Source organism: Streptosporangium sp. G12 (assembly GCF_052983175.1).
Window position 1 is genome coordinate 53,047 of record NZ_JBRIQO010000007.1, and the last position, 17,737, is coordinate 70,783.

The following is a 17,737-nucleotide window of genomic DNA, read 5'->3' on the forward strand; positions in this document are numbered from 1 at the left end:
GGTGGCCAAGCTCACGCTCGCCCAACTGGAGCGGCATCTGTTTGCCGCAGCGGACATCCTCCGCGGCACGATGGACGCATCCGAGTACAAGGACTACATCTTCGGCCTACTCTTCCTGAAACGGGCCAACGATGAGTTCGAGGCCGCCCGCGAACGCGTCCGGGAGGATGCCGTCCGGGAGTTCGGTTTCACCGGGGAGCAGCTAGAGAGCTTTTTAGAAGAGATTGCACCCTATGACGAACGTGACGTGCTGTTCGTCCCGAAGGACGCCCGCTGGGAGCGGATCTCCTCAGCCACCCACAACATCAACGAAGACCGACTGCGTCCTGCCCTCCAGGCACTCGAAGTGCAGAACAGCAAGCTCAGAGGTCTCTTCGACCATCTCGACTTCAACCGCATCGGCGGCTCCGGTGCGACCGCGACCGCGGCCAAGCTCGCCGACCAGCGCCTCCAACTGCTCATCGCGCACTTCGGTCGCGTCCGGCTGCGGACCGACGACTTCGAATTCCCCGACCTGATCGGCGCCGCATACGAATACCTGATTAAGGAGTTCGCGGACTCGGCGGGCCGTAAGGGCGGCGAGTTCTACACCCCGCGTGACGTGGTCCGCATGATGATCGAGCTGGTCCGCCCCCGGCAAGGCATGCGCATCTATGACCCGTGCGTCGGCTCGGGAGGCATGCTCATCCACGCCAAGGAGTACGTGGAGGAACATGGCGGGGACACCAAGGACATGTTCTTCGCCGGTCAGGACGCCAACAGCGGCTCGTGGATCATGTCGACGATGAACATGGTGCTGCACGGAGTGCGCCGCTTTGATCTGAAGACCGGTGACACCCTCGCCGAGCCCGCGCACCCACCACAGTCCGACGCCGACCGGTACGACGCGATCCTCAGCAACCCGCCGTTCTCCATGGACTACGTCCTCTCCGACCTCATGTTTCCTGGCCAGCGCGCGGCGTACGGCAAGACGAGCGAGCGCGGCAAAGCCGACCTGATGTTCCTCCAGCACATGCTCTGGATGGCCAAGCGTGAGGGAGCCGGCGGCATGGTCGCTACCGTCATGCCGCACGGCGTGCTGTTCCGCGGCGGCGGCGAGCAGGAGATCCGCACGAAGCTTTTGAACGAGGACGCGATCGAGGCGGTCATCGGCCTGGCCCCGAACCTGTTCTATGGCACCGGCATCCCGGCCTGCATCCTGGTGCTGCGCCCGCCGGGTAAGAAGGACCCGAAGCATGTGGGCAAGGTCCTGTTCATCAATGCCGACCGCGAGTATCACGCGGGTCGGGCGCAGAACGTGCTTCTCCCCGAACACGCGGAGAAGATCACTTCAACCTTTCACGCCTACGCCGAGGTCCCTGGTTTCTCCCGAATTGTCAATCGCGAGACGCTGCGCGAGAACGGCGACAACCTCAACATTCGTCGCTACATGGACAACACGCCGCCGCCGGAGCCGCAGGATGTGCGGGCTCATCTAGTGGGCGGAGTGCCACGCGCGGAGATCGAAGGCAGAAAGAAACTGCTCGACGCGTACGGGATCGGGCTGAACGACCTCTTCGCCGAGCGGAACCCGGTAGACCCGGACTATGTGGACTTCATGCCAGAGGGAAGGCGCCCTGACACCGTCCGGCTGGGCGAGCTGGCCCGCCCGCGCGAAGAAGAACTGCGGAGAGCGTTCGCAAAATGGTGGGAGATGGAGGCCCGGCAGCTGGAAGCGGTGGCCGCGACCCCGGAGCGTCTTGCCGACCTGACCTCCTCGGAACGCAAAGCGGCACTGATGGCGGTCCGTGGTTCGCTCATTGAGTCGTTCGTGGAGCAGCTGGGGCAGGAGGGACTGCTGGACCGGTACGCGCTCGCGGGCGCGGTGGCCGGCTGGTGGTACGAGGCGAAGTACGACCTGCTGGCTCTCTCGGAGAATGGTTTCGCGGGAGTCCTGGATGGATGGGTGGAGAACGTCGAGACGATGCTCGCCCCAGAGCAGGACCCGCGGACGAGAAAACTGCGCAACCGGACGGCCGCCGAGCGGCGCCAGGCCTATGACCACAAAGTGGTCGCCGCTATCGCCCCGGACTTCCTGAAGGAACTGTCCAAGGCCGAGGCGTGTAAAGCGGAGTTGGACGCGCGCTGGAAGGAACTGAACTCCGAGTCGTCCGAGGACGAAGAAGAGACCAACGACAAGACCTCATCTCACGAGCAGAAGGTTCTGAACCCGGAGCAGGAAGTGGAGCTCGACCGCGTGAAGAAGGCGCGGACGAAGGCCGCCGCAATGATCAAGCGTCTTGAGACCGACTTCTGGTTCTTGTGGCCGAGCGACCCGCCCACACTCGGCGAGGAACCGCCTCGTCTGTTCCGAGCCCGGCAGGCGCTCAGCCCGGAGGACGAACGCAGGGTCGTACTTGATCTGCTCCGTGATGATTTGGGGGATAAACTGGAGGGGCACACCGTACGACGCCGCCGGGAACTGACAGAGGCATATCAGAAGTGGGAGAACAAATATGCAATGTCATTTCGGCAGATCGAGGCGGCGCGGGAGAGGTCGGCGGCGGTGTTGAATGGTTTCCTGAAGGAGCTAGGTTATGCGGAATAACTGGCCGATCCATTGCCTAACTGATGTGGTGACACTCCCTACAGGACAAGTTGACCCAAATGTTGACCCGTATCGAAGTCAAATCCTGCTTGCTCCAGACCATGTGGAGCAAGCTACTGGAAGAATCTTAAAATACGAGACGGCCGAGGAGCAGGGAGCGACTAGCGGAAAGTATGTGGTGCGGCCTGGCGATATCGTCTTCAGCAAGATTCGACCCGCTCTTCGCAAGGTTGCGTTGGCAGATTTCTCGGGAATCTGCTCAGCAGATATGTACCCTCTAAGGCCTAGTGAGAAGATTCTTGGAAGTTTCCTGCTCCCGATTCTTCTTAGTGGTCGATTCTCTCGTTATGTAGAGAGCTTGTCAGGGCGCACTGGAATTCCAAAGGTGAACCGGGAAGACCTATCTGGTTTCTTCTTTCCGCTTCCTCCACTTGAAGAGCAGCGACGGATCGTTGAGGTGATTGATGCGGTGTCTAGGCAGGAAGAAGCTGTCCGAGCATCGATCGCGAAGCTGTCCAGCATAAGTTCTGCGACGGTGGACTCTCTACTAGAAAGGGTGGTATGGGACTACACTTTGTCTGATGCGATAGATGGGCCAATCCGAAACGGACACTCTCCCATAGAGAGTGAAGCATGGACCGGAGTACGAATGTTGGGTCTAGGATGCCTTACGCCTTATGGCTTCAATCCTATACAACTCAAGAATGCGCCGTCGTCGGTCACTGCGGATCACGTAGCCACATTGAGGGAAGGAGATCTGCTTATAAGTCGCGCAAATACGCGGGAGCTCGTTGGCCTGGCCGGTATATATCGAGATGTGGGGACACCGTGTATCTACCCTGATCTAATGATGAGGATTCGGCCATCAAATCGTTGTTCGACGGAATTTCTAGGCGCCGTTTTGATGTCGACGCGCGTCCGTCGGCATGTGCGGGCACTTGCCCAAGGTACTTCTGAGAGTATGGTGAAAATATCTGCGGCAACAGTCTATGGGATACCTATACCATTGCCCGAATTCGAGGAGCAGAACCACTTGCTGAGGGTCCTGGATTCCTTCTCGACCCAGATACGCGATAAAAACGCAGAATTGGGCAAGCTCGGATCTGTCAAGCAGGGAATCGTAGACGATCTGTTGAGTGGTCGCGTCAGCGTCTGAGCCTCTAGCATCGCCGCCGTTCCTGCTGGGACAGGGCCCTAGGTCTCATCCAGGTGTCCCATTTCGGTGGAACCCTCACCCTTGCGCCCCCGCAACGCGCAGAATGGATCACCGAAGCGGCGGGCGAGGGCCGGAGGGTGTGACGACGTGGTGGTGCAGGTCGAGCGTAACGAGGTGGAGCGGCCCATCGTCGCTCAGCTTGAGGCGATGGGCTGGACGCACGCCTCCGGTACGGAGGTCGGGACGCTCGACGCCGGCACCCCGTTCCTTGTCGAGGAACTGAAGGGCGCCCTGCGCCGGATAAATCTCAAGGCGACCGGCTGCGGATCGTGGATGGACGACTCCGACGTGGCGAGGTCCGTTGAGCAACTGTCCTCCGTCTCCCTCGGTCGCGGTGTCGTCCAGGCCAACTTCGATGCCACCGATCTGCTCCTCAGCGGATTCGTGCTGGCAGGCCCGTCCGCGGCACACGGCGGTTCCTCTGCGACCGTGCAGTACATCGAGTGGCACGAGGACCGAACCGTGCTCAACGACTTCACCGTGGTCGACCAGCTTCGCGTGCGGAACCGCTCAGGGGAGGTGTCGGTCCTCGATCTCGTCCTCTTCGTCAACGGCATCCCCCTCGTCGCCGTCGAGTGCAAGAGCCCTGATCTCGCCGACCCCGTCGATCGGGCCGTGCGTGATTTACGACACTACGCGGGGAACCCACTCCCCGATGAGGAGGACGCCAGAAGCGGTCCGGAGCCCACCGGTGTCCCGGAACTCTTTCGCACCGTTCAGCTGCTGGTTGCGGCCACCGCGGATACCGCGCACCTTGGCACGGTCACCTCCACGCCGGACCACTTCCACCCGTGGCGGAGCGTGAAGCCGGAACGCCGGGAGACACTCGAAACGGAGACACCGAACAGGACCGGCCCGTTGAACGAGCGGCACAAGCTGGTCGGGGTTGTGTTGCGCCCCGCCGCCCTACTCAACGTCGTACGGCACTATGTCATCCCGTTCCCAGTTGAGAACGAATCCGGCGGACCTCGAACAGTCAAAATCGTCGCACGGCACCAGCAGTACCGGGCCGCGGAGGAGGCCGTACGGAGGTTGCGGACCGGGCGGGTCCGCAGCGGATTACGGGACGCCGACGAGCGCGGCGGGGTCATCTGGCACACGCAGGGCTCCGGCAAGAGCCTCACCATGACCTTCCTGGTGCGCCGCATCCATCTGCACCACGAACTCAGCGAATTCATGGTCGTGGTCGTCACCGATCGCACTCAGCTCCAGGACCAGCTCTCCCGGACCCTAAGACTGAGTGAGTCCGACGTCCAGACGGCCAAGACCCGTGCCCAGATGGAAGGATTGCTCCGGGACGGTGGCCGGCGGGTCGTCTTCGCAATGATCCAGAAGTACGGAAGCGGGCTCGCGTTTGCCGCGGAAGCCGCCGAGGACGACGACGATCGCGACCTGGTGGAGGAGTACGAGGCAGCCGAGCAGGCCAGGCGGGAGGGAAAGGCCGAGACGATCCCACCGGCGCCAAATTTTCCGGAGTGCAACACTTCTTCCTCGATCCTGGTCCTGGTCGACGAGGCACACCGTTCGCACACCAGCGTGCTGCACGCAGCCCTGCGTAAGGCCATTCCCAACGCGGCGAAGATCGGTTTCACCGGTACGCCGATCATGACCGGGAGGATGGAGGACACCCGGCGGATCTTCAGCGGCGGTCCTGGCAGGGGCTTCCTCGACGAGTACCGGATGAGCGAGGCCGAGCGTGACGGCGTCGTCGTGCGCATCCGCTACGAGGGGCGCACCGGCGAGGGCAGGGTCTTCGACAAGGACGGTCTCGACCGGAACTTCGACGACCTGGTCCGCGACCGTACGGATGACGAGCGTAGTGCCCTGCTGAAGCGCTGGCCCCGCGAGCGCGACGTCGCCGAGTCTGTGCCGATGATCGAGGCCAAGGCCGAGGACATGCTGGAGCACTGGGTGAGCTGGGTGCTGCCGGACGGGTTCAAGGCTCAGGTCGCGGCGGTCAGCCGGAAGGCGGCCGTCCAGTATCACCACGCTCTGCGGCGGGCACGGGACATCCTCCTGGAAGAGCTCGCCACGTTCGATCCGGAGGCGGTGGTCGGCCCGGTGGAGAAGATGGACAGTCGGACGCGCTATCTCTACATGGCTTACCGGCACCGTGCGCTGCTACGTCGTGTCGACTTCGTGCCGGTGATATCCCCGGGAGCGGAGCGCAAGTATCGCCAGTGGTTGCACTGGACCGACGCGGGACGACAGAAGGCGTACATCGACCGTTTTCATCAGCCGTTTCCCCAGTTGCCACTGGACCAGGACTGGACGGCGGCCGTTCCCTTCAACCCGCCGCAGGAGAGGCCGAACGGGGGGGCGGGCGACAATCCCTGGTCGCGGAGTCAGGCGACCAGGCGGCCGGAACCTACGGTCGGCCCCGACCCGGTCCACCCCGACAGCCCTGTCGCCTTCCTCATCGTGAAGTCGATGTTGCTCACCGGTTTCGACGCTCCTCGTGAACAGGTGCTCTACTTGGACCGGCCGATTCGCGACGCGGAGCTACTCCAGGCCGTCGCGCGGGTCAACCGGCCGATGCCGGGCAAACAGGTTGGCTACGTCGTCGACTACTACGGTGTTCTGGAGCATCTCGCCGACGCGCTCGATGCCTACCGGCAGGCCGACGTCGAGGACACCATGCGCAGCCTGTCCGAGGAGATCGAGAATCTTCATCCAGCGGCCGAGGCGATCCGCGGTCTCCTGCGCCGTCGTAGGGTCACCGACGCGGATCTCACCGGCTTTGACGGGCTAGGCAGAGCGGCCCTGGCCTTCGAGGACGAGCAGGACCGCTTCGCCTTCGACAAGGTGCTGCACGAGTTCCTCGACACGCTGGAACGCGTACTGCCCCACGAGCACGCCCTGGACTACGTGTCCGACGCCCGGCGTTGGGGGATGTTGCAGAAGCGCATTCGGCGGCTTTATCGAGACGCGGACGGCGGTACCTTCACTCTGCGCCGCTACGGACGAAAGGTCCGGGCGATGATCGCGGCGCACCTGGAGGGTCCACAGATCGAACAGGTCATCCCGCCGGTCTCGCTCACCTCGGACGCCTTCGACAACATGGTCAGGGACATCCCGGCGCGAGAGGCCGCGGCCGAGATGGGTCACGCGCTCCGCTTCCATCTGGAGGAACAAGTCAGACGAGAGGATCCGGAGAAGTACATCCGGCTCTCACAGCGCCTGGAAGAGATCTTGAAAAGACTTCCCGAACGCTTCGAGGAGCAGGTCGAGGAGTTGGGGCCGCTTATCGAGCAGGCCCGTAGGGAGAGCGAGGAGGACCCCGCCCTGGCGGGGCTCAGTGTGCTGGAACAGCGGTTGTACCGGCTCATCGAGGAGAAGGTGGAGGGGAACCCGGGAGTCGTCCGCGGGGAAACGGACTTACGAGAGCTGGTCAACACGGTGTGCGACACAGCCGCACGCGTCATGGGCAGTGTCGCGTATCAAGGCCAGAGCCAGGATATCAGCGCGCTGGCGAATGCTGTTAACAACGAGTTGCTCCGCGGTGGCCTCCGACCTGCAGGTGTGGACTGGGCTCCCTTGAAGGCCGTCGCGGAGAGCCTGGCGGCGTACGCCAACGACAACCGTTCGCAGTTCCTGCGGAGGGCCCAGGGAGAATAGGGCGGGTGACCACACCCGCCGACGACTACACTCCGCAAGCGCTGAGGGACGGCAGTCTCCTCGCCGTTGACGGATTGACGTTGCGAGTACGCATCAGCGGCAGACGCAGGCGCTTCGCGCTGACGGTGGAGGCAGATGCCGCTCTTACTCTGCACGTTCCGGAAGGACGGTCGACGTCGGACGCCGAGGATTTCGTACGTACGCACCGGGCCTGGCTAATAAGCAGACGTGCGCTGCGAGAACAGGCTCGACCACTGAGTCCTTCCAAACGCCTCATAAAGGGTGAGATCTTCCGATACCTCGGTCGTATGTATCGGCTCGCCATCGTGGAGGATGAGTCAGGGAGCGACAGGGTTCGGTTGGTGGCCGGACATCTGATCATGAGCTGTGAACTGGCCGAAGATACGACGCGTGGCCGAGCCGCACTGGTCGATTGGTACTGTCGGGCTGGTCACGCCTGGGTGGTGGGACGACTCCAACCCTGGGCAGCTCGGATGTCCGTGCCGGAGCCGGTGGTGGATGTACGTGACCTAGGCAGCCGCTGGGGAACGTATCAATCGGAAGAAGATCGAGGACCAGGCCGGATAAGCCTTGGCTGGCCTCTCTTCCAACTCCCGATGCACCTGATCGACTATGTAATCGCTCACGAGCTCGCCCATGCCCGGATCCCCGGACACGATGCTCATTTTTGGCGGCTGCTGAGGCAGGCACTGCCCGAATACAAGGAGCGCCGCATGGAACTCGACGACCTTGGCCGGCGCATGTGGATGGGAGAGATCATCTAGCACGGACAGCTGGTGATCTTGCTAGAGAACAGTTACCGCAATGCGAGGCATGCGCGAGATGATCTCGCAGGATGTGTGGACTTGCGAGGTGGTGGCGTTGACGCAGCCATTTTCCCACCTTTATGCCTTGGAGGGGCCGGTCGCGCGGTCAGGGGCGTGTGTCGAAGTCCCCGGTTTTGACGCGGCCGAGGAAGACGGTCCAGTCATCCGGTGAGAAGACGAGCATGGCGCCGCCGGGATCCTTAGAGTCGCGGACAGCGACCAAGCCCGAGATAAAGGCGACCTCGACGCAGTTGTCCGTTGTTCCCTGACTACGCGAACTCTTCCGCCAGTTGGCTTGGGGGAAGTCCATGAAGTGACCTCACTTCAACGTGTCGAGCATGTCGGACAGGTAGGCGAGGGATGCGTCGGGAGCAAGAGCTGCCGCACACAGGTGCTGGAAAATCAGTGTATATCGGGCGAGTTCGGCTGGCTTTTCCAGGTAAAGGCCATCGGTACCGGTCTCTACGTAGACGATCTTCGGATCCTCGGGGAATTCCATGATGACGAACTGACCTGCCATGCCCGCGTGCAGACCGGCGGTAAGTGGCAGCACCTGGATGGTGACGTGCTCCAAGGGCTCGGTGTCGATGAGCCGCTGAAGTTGCTCGCGGAAAACGAGCGGTGAGCTGAGAGGACGGACGAGGGCGGCTTCGTCGATGACGACCCAGAAACGGGGGGAGTCCTTTTGGGTAAGGAGCCGCTGTCGCTCCAGTCTCAGCGTGACACGTCGTTCGACCTCGCCAGGGTCGCGCACCAGTGCCGCACGAGTGATCTCCGCCACGTACGCGGGAGTCTGTAGCAGGCCGGGGATCACGAGAGGTTCGAAGGTCGAGATGGCCGAGGCTTCGGCTTCCAGGTCGACGTAGCTACCGGCCAATACATCTTTGTAGGCGGTCCACCAACCGCGCTGGCGGGACTCCTTGGCGAGCGTGATCATCGCTTCGCGTTGGCCGGGATCGGTGACGCCGTAAACATCGAGCAGGTCGCGGACGTCGCGAGGGTTCGGGCGTTGCCACTGGGCGGTCTCGATCCGGCTGAGTTTGCCCCGTGACCATTCCAGACGTTCGGCGACCGAGTCGGCGGTCATGTTCGCCGCTTCGCGCAGGCGTCGCAACTCGCCTGAGAGGCGACGGCGGCGAACGGTGGGGCTCTGCCTGCTGGCGGTCATGGCTGCGTCTCCTTGTGGCCGGTTGTGATCGTAGGGCATCTGAGCGAACCAGACATTGAAACCTCAATAAGAGAATGCCCAAAGTTGGCATTGCGATTTTAACTGAAACGGTCCAGGATGACTGCGGAGCGTAATCCGTCGAGCAGTGGCTTACGACAGGAGGACGGCGACATGAGCGCGCACGATCCGCAAGAGCAGTTCACTCACCTGGTAAGGCTGGGCTGGGACCTGCGAGGTCTGGGCCTGTGCACCTCGCTGGTGCTTCCTCGAACAGGGCAACCGGTCCTGGAGGTCATGTCCGGCAGCGAGACCCGCGTCCGCATCACCGTCGTCCGCCGCGCCTGCGGGTGGGTGTTCGTCTGGCGACCATGGTGGGCCAGGGTGTGGCGGCCCGGTGAGGCGGTGTGGGCCGAGGCCGACAACGCGGCCGACGTCATCGTCTCGGAAGCGATCGCGTGAACGCGTACAAGCAGGCGGCCTGCCGGTACGAGCGGCAGCGAACGGCCTCGAACGCTGGGCCGTACTGCATCCCCTGGGCCACGCCGAGTTCGCGGGAACCCCCCGCTCGGTCGCGACCGTCCGCGCCTGGGCACGGCACCTCCTGAACGGAAAAGTCACCGACACCGCCCTCGACGACGTGGTGCTGCTGCTCAGCGAGGTCGTGACCAACTCCGTCGTCCACTCCGACTCCGGACACACACCCGGAGGGTCGGTAACGGTCTGCCTGGGCCTGGGCGCCGGCATGGTGCACGCCGAGGTGATCGACGACGGCTCGGCGACCAGCCTCCCGTTCGTCCGCGCGGCCGCCCCCGACAGCGACGGCGGACGCGGCCTGCTCCTGGTGGAGGCGATGGCCACCGGATGGGGCGTTCACCACGACACCGAGGCGGGTACCGCCGTCTGGTTCCACCTGCCGACCGACGGCGTACTCAGGACCGAATGAGCCCCGTATGGCGAGCGAGCGCCGGCGAGCGCCCCCTGCGCTCCTTCCCGCACCGGCGCTTCAGCTACGGCGAACAACACCGAACGACCCCGTACGGATTGCTTCAGCGTCCCAGCGCACACTGGGCGGCCCGCAAGAAAGCGACTACGGTCTACGCGGCGTACGGCGAGACGAGTCGTGTGCGGAGGTGGGTGGGTGTTCCGGGCGGCTTATAAAAATCCGTGACCAGCGCGCCCGCCAGGCCGGAGGCCTGACGCACCGGACGGTCACCAACGACGGCCGCCCGGAGCACCCGCCCACCGAAGCGCGAACTCACCTGACGCGCCGGTTCTTACCTGCCGGGAAGCCTGGCAGAGCAGCCGTCGTGCCCATACCTCAGAAAAACTTTCGGGAACCGCTCCACAACATCAGATCATGACGTGCGCTTCCGGGTGCCCGGCGAAGGAGAACTGGGCGTTGCGGGTGAGCTTGATGTCGTCGGCCTGCCAGGTGTGCATGGACTTGTCGCCGCTGCGCCAGTAGACGAAGTTGAAGCGGTCGGCGGAGTAGATCTTGACGCGGTCCTCCTTGAGGCGACGGACCAGGTGGGTGTCCTCGCCGCGCGTGATGTCCTCGAAGCCGTAGTGCCGGAACATGTCGGCCTTGCCGAGGAAGGTGCCGCCCTGCACCAGGAAGGCGTACCGGTGCTCCAGCCCGGGCAGGCGCAGCATGGTGGTGTTGCTGCCCTCGAAGTAGGCGTAGTGCGCGCCCTTGCCGACGAGCTCGGCGTCGGAGTAGTCGAAGGCGCGGGCCAGGTCGGACAGGTAGTGCTCGCCGTACAGGTTGTCGTCGTCCATCTTGGCGATCAGCTCGCCCTCGGTGGCGGCGATGCCCATGTTGAGGCAGGCGCCCAGCGACAGCGACTCGTCGGCGGGCAGGACCACGACGTCGGTGATCCCGGCCATCCGGGCCTTGTCGGCGACGACGACGGGGTCGATGTCGAGGCCGTGCAGGACCATGACGAGCTGGACGGGCCGGTGTATCTGCCGGGCCACCGAGGAGATCGCGTGCTCGATCTGGGAGGCGCGGTTGGTGGGCAGGACCACCGAGATCGACCGGGTCCGCTGCTGCACCGGCCTGCCGAGGATCCCCAGGATCTGGTCCACGCGGTGCGAGAACAGGTGCTTGTCGAAGACCTCGCGCATGGCCAGGTGCCCCTGGCGGGCGCGCAGCTCGGGGCTGTTGATCAGGTGCAGGACCTGGTTGTACGACTCAAGCTCGTCGCGGGCGATCGGGATCAGCGACCCGAAGGTCTCCTCGATGGCCCGGGACCAGCCGGAGACGATCGACGTCGAGCAGGCCGACAGCTCGAAGACGCGGCGGGCGCACATGGTCGGCGAGTCGAGCACCGAGTTCACGTTGAGGAAGACCTTGTACATCTTGTACGCGGCCAGCATCTGGTCGTACGGCAGCTCGCCCACGATGTGCGGGACGTACTCCTTCGGCCAGGCGTACTTCTCGTCAACGGTGCCGTTGCGGGCGAAGATGTGCAGCCCGAGCTCGCGGATCGGAGCGATGACGGTTTCCATCTGCTCGCGGCGCTCGGGGTGCTTGTCCCTGAAGTACATCCCCGCGAAGACCACGTCGTTCACGCGCCCGCGCTTGTCCTGGATGGGGTTGTGCACCCGGGGCTGCGCGGCGAACTGCAGGACGTCGACCCGGTCGTGGCCCAGCACCTCGCGGTAGCGGGGGACCATGTCGCCGTCGCAGGTGAAGACGTAGTCGAACAGCTTGGCCGTGTCGATGAAGAAGTCGAAGTTCGGCGGGTCCTCCTTGTTCCAGAAGACCGTGGGGATCCCCTCGGCGCGGCACCAGTCGATCAGGGCGAGCAGCTCGGGCTTGGGGGCCTTCGTGCCGGTCATCTGGTAGCGCCAGCGGCCCTGGTTGCCGTGCCAGGCCGACTCCACGAACAACAGCTCCGGCCGGCGCTCGGCGAAGATCTCCGGCCAGTCGCGGAGCCCGAACTCGATCTGGTCCCACTCGTACTTGAACGCCATCCGGGAGAAGTCGTCCAGGATGACCGCGACCTTCATGTCGGGGCGGACGATCGGACCGGCGGGCCACTTGACCTGCGGCACGTCGACCACGGGCCCCTGGTGCTTGAGCTCCTCGATCACCTCGGCCACCGGGCGGGGCGGCTTGGGGCCCTTGCGGGCCTGCATCGCGGAGCGCAGCCTGCCCGGCAGCGCGGTGACCCCCGGCCCCTTGGCCGCCGTCAGTGCCTCGGCCACCCGGTAGGGGCGCTGCACCTTGGTCGACTCCAGCTTCCACTGCGCGTAGTCGGCCCGCGCCTCGGCGATGGCGAGCCGCCGCTCCAGGTCCTGGACGCGCTCCTCGAGGCGCTCGACGACCTTGCGCTCCTCGGGCAGCCAGTTGATCGGCCCGAGACGCTGGAACTTCGGCTCTTCTGGGGTCTCATCGCTCATGGGGAATCGCCTTTGTCAGGGGTCGTGCCAGCGTACGACCATAGCCGTACCGAAAAAGTAGTTTTAAAGGGATTTGGGCGATACCGATTGTCCGGCCGGTGAGAGGTTGCCGCCGCGCAGCCAGCTCTCGATCACCCGGGCGATCCGGGGACCGGCCTTGCCGTCCCAGAGCGGGGGCAGCTCGCCCGACGGCGTCGCCGCGCCGTCCGCCAGCGCGCGATCGGCCGCGGCGGGCAGCTGCGCGGGGGTGACGAGCCGGTTGGTGCCGTGCGTGATGGTGATCGGCCGCTCGGTGTTGGGCCGCACCGTGAGGCAGGGGACGCCCAGCATGGTCGTCTCCTCCTGCACGCCGCCGGAGTCGGTGACGACCAGCGTCGCGCCCCGCACCAGTGACAGGAAGTCCACGTAGCCCAGCGGGTCGACGATGCGGAGGTTCTCCCCGTTCACCAGTCCGGCCTCCGCCAGACGGGTCCGGCCGCGCGGGTGCAGCGGCACCACGACCGGGAGGCGCTCGCTCACCGACAGCACGGCGTCGACCAGTTCCTTGGCGGAGGCCGGGTCGTCGACGTTGCCGGGACGGTGCAGGGTGGCCACCGCGTACCGCTCGGGAATGCCGAGCCGGGAGCGGACCGGGACGGGGTCGAGGTGGTCGAGCGCGGAGAACAGGCTGTCGATCATCGGGTTGCCGACGAGGTGCACCCGGGCCGGGTCGACGCCCTCGGCGGCCAGGTGGGAGAGCGCGTCCGGCGAGGTGGCGAAGAGGATGTCGGACAGGCCGTCGGTGACGACCCGGTTCACCTCCTCGGGCATCTCCCGGTCGAAGGAACGCAGGCCCGCCTCCACGTGCGCGGTCGGCACGTGGAGCTTGGCGCAGACGAGGATCGCGGCCAGCGTCGAGTTCACGTCGCCGTAGACGACGACCAGCGTGGGACGGTGCTCGAGCACCACGTCCTCCAGGCCGACCAGCAGCGCCGCCGTCTGGCGGGCGTGCGAGCCGGAACCGACGCCGAGGTTGGCGATCGGCTCGGGGAGACCGAGGTCGGCGAAGAACACGTCCGACATGAGCGCGTCGTAGTGCTGACCGGTGTGGACGATGCCCTGTCGCACCCCGAGTTCGGTGAGCGCGCGCACCACGGGCGCGGCCTTCACGAAGTTGGGACGCGCGCCGAGCACGTGCAGGACGAGGGGATTATCGGGGCCCTGAGCAGCGCCCGGACGGGCAAAGTCCCTCATTGACCTCGCCTTTCATGCGGCAGTGGGGCAAACGTTGCCTATGGTACGGTCACGGCGTGGTATCCGATGCCAACAGGCCAGACTCCCCCTCGGTTCCAGCGAAGGTTCCGGCGAAGCCCCCGGGTCCGGCGACATCCTCGGTGCCGGCGACACCATCCCCCTCGGTGACGCCTCCGGCCGTTGAGACCCCCGCCGTCGAGCCCTCCGCTTCGGTGACCCCTCCGCCCGCCGTGTCTTCCGCATCCGCGGAGCCGGTGACGCCTCCGAGTCCGGAGCCGTCCGAGACACCTGCGGCGCCGAAGGCATCTTCCGAGCCGGAGACACCCGCCGCGTCGGAGGCACCCTCCGAGCCGGAGGCACCCTCCGTCCAGGAGACGACTCCGGTCGTGGAGGAGCCCGCCGTGGACACGCCCACGGAGCCGCCGCCCCCGCCGAGCGCGGAGACGCCCCCGGTCGCGGACGCGACCCAGGCTGCGGAGACGACTCCGGCTCCCGCCGCGGACCCGCACGGAAGCCCGGACGCGGCCGGAGGCCCGGACGCGGTCCCGGTCTCCGACATGCCCGCGGTCACGGCGAGGCCCTCGGACGAGGACGAGGAGAAGGTCCCCGCGTCGCTCCCGGCGTCGTCCACGCCTCCGGCGGCCCCGGTGTCGGCGAAGTCGGCCAGAGCGGGACTGCGCGGGCTGATCAGGGGCTTCGTCCAGCACCCGGTCATCGTCTCCCGGGTCGTGGCGACCAAGGTGAAGTCCGACCCGGTACGCGTGGCGCAGGCGGCGGCCGAGACGCTCCCGCCGAGTGTCCGCCCCGTCGTGGGCCGGTTCGCCTGGCCCGTCGCGCGACGCGCCAAGATCGTCGTACGCAAGCTCGGCATGCGCCTGGTGAAGGGCCCATGGAGTGAGGCGAAGGAGCACTTCGACTCCGGCCGGATGAGCGAGGCCGCCGCGGTGCTGCAGGCCCACACGCGCTATCCCTTCATCAAGCGCCGGCACGCCTACTACGCCGGTGAGCTGGCCGCGATCCAGCCGAACCCGATCCCGCCCAAGGCGAAGGTGATCGTGGGCGAGCGGTTCCAGGGCCGGGTGCTGCACTGCGTGACCAACGCGCTGCCGTACACGCAGGCCGGATACACCGTCCGCACCCACCGCATCGTCACCTCGCAGAAGGCCGCCGGGCTCGACCCGCACGTCGTGACCAGCTGGGGCTGGCCGATGATGCAGGGGCACGCCGACGCGACGCCGTACGAGGAGATCGACGGCATCCCCTACCACCGGCTGATCCCGAGCGGCGAGGTGCCGTTCGAGAGCCACGGGCGGATGATCCGCGGCGCCGGAGAGGTGACCGAGCTGGTCAGGACGCTGCGACCGCAGGTGCTGCACGCCGCGACCGACCACCGCAACGGATCGGTGGCGCTGGCCGTGCGCGAGCGCACCGGCACGCCGATGGTCTACGAGGTGCGGGGCTTCCTGGAGGAGACCTGGGCCTCCCGCGACCCCAAGCGCATCGGCAGCCAGCGGCACGTGCTCCAGCGCGACCGCGAGGCGTTCATCATGCGCTCCGCCGACGCCGTGGTCACCCTCGCGGAGACCATGGCCACCGAGATCGTCGAGCGCGGGGTACCGAGGGAGAAGATCTATCTCGCGCCGAACGCGGTGGACGACTCGCTGCTCAGCGCCGAGTACGACGGTGCGGCGTTCCGCGCCGCGTACGGCATCGAACCCGGCGAGATCGTGATGGGCTCGGTGTCGAGCATCGTGGCCTACGAGGGCTTCGCCACCATGATCAACGCGGCCGCGCTCCTGCGGGACGAGGGCGCGCCGGTCAGGGTGCTGCTCGTCGGCGACGGCGTGGAGCGGGCGGCGCTGCTCGAACAGGTCGAGGAGCTGGGACTGGGCGACATCGCGATCCTGCCGGGACGGGTCGGCCCCGACGAGGCCCTGCAGGCGCAGGCGGCGATCGACATCTTCGTCTGTCCCCGTGAGGACCTGCGCGTCTGCCGACTCGTTACGCCATTGAAACCCGTCGAGGCGATGGCCCTCGGCAAGCCGGTCGTGCTGAGCGACCTGCCCGCCCTCTCCGAGCTCGTGGGCTCCGAAGGGGCCGGGCTTCTGGTGCCCGCGGGAGACCCCGAGGCGCTGGCCAAGGCGATCGCCGGGCTGCGTGACGATCCGGAGCGAAGGGCCGAGATGGGTGAGGCCGGACGGGCCGAGGTGGCGGCGAAGCGTACGTGGAGCCGCATCGCGGAGACTTACCGTGATATTTACCGATCGATTGCTGGTTGATGGTCTCGTGTTGGTAACGGGGATCCCAGTCGTTTGCGATGCGTTCAATCGCATTAGGCGTAGCTCGTTCGGACTTGAGATAGCCTTTGCGACCATGAAGTGTTGTTTCCGGCGTTCCAAGGTCATCCAGTGACTGCCTACGACCTGGCCATCATCGGTCTGGGCTACGTCGGCATGCCCCTGGCCAAGGAGGCCACGGCGGCTGGTCTGCGGGTCGTCGGCTTCGAGGTCGACCCCGTCAAGGTCGAGGCCCTCAACGCGGGCACGTCCTACATCGACGACCTGACCGACGCCGACCTTGAGCACATGCTGGCGGGGGGCTTCACCGCCACGCTGGACGAATCGGTCCTGGCCGACAGCCGGACCATCGTCATCTGCGTGCCGACCCCGCTGGACGAGGACCACCGCCCCGACCTGTCGGCGGTCGAGGGTGCCACCGGCACCGTCGCCCGCAACCTGCGGGCCGGCTCGCTGGTGGTCCTGGAGTCCACCACCTGGCCCGGCACCACCGACGAGGTCGCGCGGCCCATCCTGGAGAAGGGCTCGGGCCTGGCCGCGGGCACCGACTTCCACCTCGCCTTCTCGCCCGAGCGCATCGACCCGGGCAACCCCAAGTACGGCCTGCGCAACACCCCGAAGGTCGTCGGCGGCTACACCCCGGCCTGCAAGGACCGCGCGGTCGGGTTCTACTCGCAGTTCATCGAGCAGGTCGTGCCGGTCAGCGGCACCCGCGAGGCCGAGATGGCCAAGCTCCTGGAGAACACCTACCGCCACGTCAACATCGCCCTCGTCAACGAGATGGCGATCTTCTGTGACGAGCTCGGCGTCGACCTCTGGGAGTCGATCGAGGCCGCGGCCACCAAGCCGTTCGGGTTCCAGAAGTTCCTCCCCGGGCCCGGCGTCGGCGGGCACTGCATCCCCGTCGACCCGTCCTACCTCTCCTACACGGTGCGCAAGCTGGGCTACCCGTTCCGCTTCGTCGAGCTGGCCCAGGAGATCAACGAGCGGATGCCGTCGTACGTGGTGGCCCGCGTGCAGCGCCTGCTCAACCGGCAGCGCAAGCCCGTCAGCGGCTCGAAGGTGCTGCTGCTCGGTGTCACGTACAAGCCCGACATCGCCGACGAGCGCGAGACCCCGGCCCTGCCGGTCGCGCGGGCGCTGCTGGAACTGGGCGCGGAGCTCGTCTTCGCCGACCCGTACGTCAAGGAATGGCGCGTCGACGACGTCGAGGTGCCGCGTGAGGAAGACCTCGCCACGGCAGTGGCCGAAGCCGACGTGACGCTGCTGCTGCAGCAGCACGCCGCCTTCGACCTGTCGATCGTCGAGGACCAAGGCAAGCTCGTGCTCGACACCCGAGGCGTGCTCGCCGAGGGTGAACGCGTCGAGCGGCTCTAGCGACGG

At 65.9% G+C, this 17,737-nt stretch carries 12 protein-coding genes; 8 read left to right on the forward strand and 4 right to left on the reverse strand.

Annotation, left to right across the window (positions count from 1 at the left end; all coding sequences use genetic code 11):
- Position 1: 1 nt before the first annotated feature.
- The 4 genes from ACVCAG_RS12610 to ACVCAG_RS12625 all read left to right on the forward strand — a co-directional run bounded on the left by ACVCAG_RS12610 (position 2) and on the right by ACVCAG_RS12625 (position 8,206).
- A complete protein-coding gene (locus tag ACVCAG_RS12610; protein ID WP_447189849.1) occupies positions 2-2,587 on the forward strand; it encodes an N-6 DNA methylase in 2,586 nt (861 codons plus the stop codon).
- On the forward strand, positions 2,577-3,743 hold the full coding sequence (locus tag ACVCAG_RS12615) for a restriction endonuclease subunit S (protein ID WP_447189850.1): 1,167 nt from the start codon (positions 2,577-2,579) through the stop codon (positions 3,741-3,743). The genes ACVCAG_RS12610 and ACVCAG_RS12615 overlap by 11 nt, the downstream gene beginning before the upstream one ends.
- Before the next feature lie 147 nt (positions 3,744-3,890).
- Positions 3,891-7,421: a type I restriction endonuclease subunit R gene (locus tag ACVCAG_RS12620; RefSeq protein WP_447189851.1), complete on the forward strand. Its 3,531-nt coding sequence runs from the start codon at positions 3,891-3,893 to the stop codon at positions 7,419-7,421.
- A 5-nt stretch (positions 7,422-7,426) separates the two neighbouring features.
- Positions 7,427-8,206, forward strand: a complete 780-nt coding sequence (locus ACVCAG_RS12625; RefSeq protein WP_447189852.1) for a M48 family metallopeptidase — start codon at positions 7,427-7,429, stop codon at positions 8,204-8,206.
- Positions 8,207-8,354: 148 nt separating this feature from the next.
- On the opposite strand, the gene ACVCAG_RS12630 is transcribed toward ACVCAG_RS12625, so the two are convergent.
- Entirely contained in the window at positions 8,355-8,558 is a 204-nt protein-coding gene (locus ACVCAG_RS12630) for a DUF397 domain-containing protein (protein WP_447189853.1), read from the reverse strand.
- A gap of 9 nt (positions 8,559-8,567) precedes the next feature.
- Positions 8,568-9,416, reverse strand: coding sequence for a helix-turn-helix domain-containing protein (locus ACVCAG_RS12635; protein ID WP_447189854.1), 849 nt, complete (start codon positions 9,414-9,416; stop codon positions 8,568-8,570).
- Positions 9,417-9,587: 171 nt separating this feature from the next.
- Between ACVCAG_RS12635 and ACVCAG_RS12640 the strand changes: the two genes are divergently transcribed.
- Both ACVCAG_RS12640 and ACVCAG_RS12645 read left to right on the forward strand, forming a co-directional pair.
- A complete protein-coding gene (locus ACVCAG_RS12640; protein ID WP_447189855.1) occupies positions 9,588-9,875 on the forward strand; it encodes a hypothetical protein in 288 nt (95 codons plus the stop codon).
- Positions 9,811-10,359, forward strand: coding sequence for an ATP-binding protein (locus tag ACVCAG_RS12645; RefSeq protein ID WP_447189856.1), 549 nt, complete (start codon positions 9,811-9,813; stop codon positions 10,357-10,359). The genes ACVCAG_RS12640 and ACVCAG_RS12645 overlap by 65 nt, the downstream gene beginning before the upstream one ends.
- A 407-nt stretch (positions 10,360-10,766) precedes the next feature.
- Here ACVCAG_RS12645 and ACVCAG_RS12650 read toward each other — a convergent pair whose 3' ends face one another.
- Both ACVCAG_RS12650 and wecB read right to left on the reverse strand, forming a co-directional pair.
- On the reverse strand, positions 10,767-12,824 hold the full coding sequence (locus ACVCAG_RS12650) for a glycosyltransferase family protein (protein ID WP_447189857.1): 2,058 nt from the start codon (positions 12,822-12,824) through the stop codon (positions 10,767-10,769).
- 63 nt (positions 12,825-12,887) lie between these two features.
- Positions 12,888-14,057, reverse strand: coding sequence for a non-hydrolyzing UDP-N-acetylglucosamine 2-epimerase (gene wecB / locus ACVCAG_RS12655; protein ID WP_447189858.1), 1,170 nt, complete (start codon positions 14,055-14,057; stop codon positions 12,888-12,890).
- Positions 14,058-14,458: 401 nt separating this feature from the next.
- On the opposite strand from wecB, the gene ACVCAG_RS12660 reads away from it, so the two are divergent.
- Both ACVCAG_RS12660 and ACVCAG_RS12665 read left to right on the forward strand, forming a co-directional pair.
- Positions 14,459-16,336, forward strand: a complete 1,878-nt coding sequence (locus tag ACVCAG_RS12660) for a glycosyltransferase (protein ID WP_440083770.1) — start codon at positions 14,459-14,461, stop codon at positions 16,334-16,336.
- 129 nt (positions 16,337-16,465) lie between these two features.
- Positions 16,466-17,731, forward strand: a complete 1,266-nt coding sequence (locus ACVCAG_RS12665; RefSeq protein ID WP_447189859.1) for a nucleotide sugar dehydrogenase — start codon at positions 16,466-16,468, stop codon at positions 17,729-17,731.
- Positions 17,732-17,737 lie beyond the last annotated feature (6 nt).

What these genes read in the sequence shown, in the direction of transcription:
- ACVCAG_RS12615 (WP_447189850.1), top strand. Translation starts at nt 2,577, where the DNA reads ATGCGGAATAACTGGCCGATCCATTGCCTAACTGATGTGGTGACACTC.
- ACVCAG_RS12630 (WP_447189853.1), bottom strand. Translation starts at nt 8,558, where the DNA reads ATGGACTTCCCCCAAGCCAACTGGCGGAAGAGTTCGCGTAGTCAGGGA.
- ACVCAG_RS12635 (WP_447189854.1), bottom strand. Translation starts at nt 9,416, where the DNA reads ATGACCGCCAGCAGGCAGAGCCCCACCGTTCGCCGCCGTCGCCTCTCA.
- ACVCAG_RS12640 (WP_447189855.1), top strand. Translation starts at nt 9,588, where the DNA reads ATGAGCGCGCACGATCCGCAAGAGCAGTTCACTCACCTGGTAAGGCTG.
- ACVCAG_RS12650 (WP_447189857.1), bottom strand. Translation starts at nt 12,824, where the DNA reads ATGAGCGATGAGACCCCAGAAGAGCCGAAGTTCCAGCGTCTCGGGCCG.
- wecB (WP_447189858.1), bottom strand. Translation starts at nt 14,057, where the DNA reads ATGAGGGACTTTGCCCGTCCGGGCGCTGCTCAGGGCCCCGATAATCCC.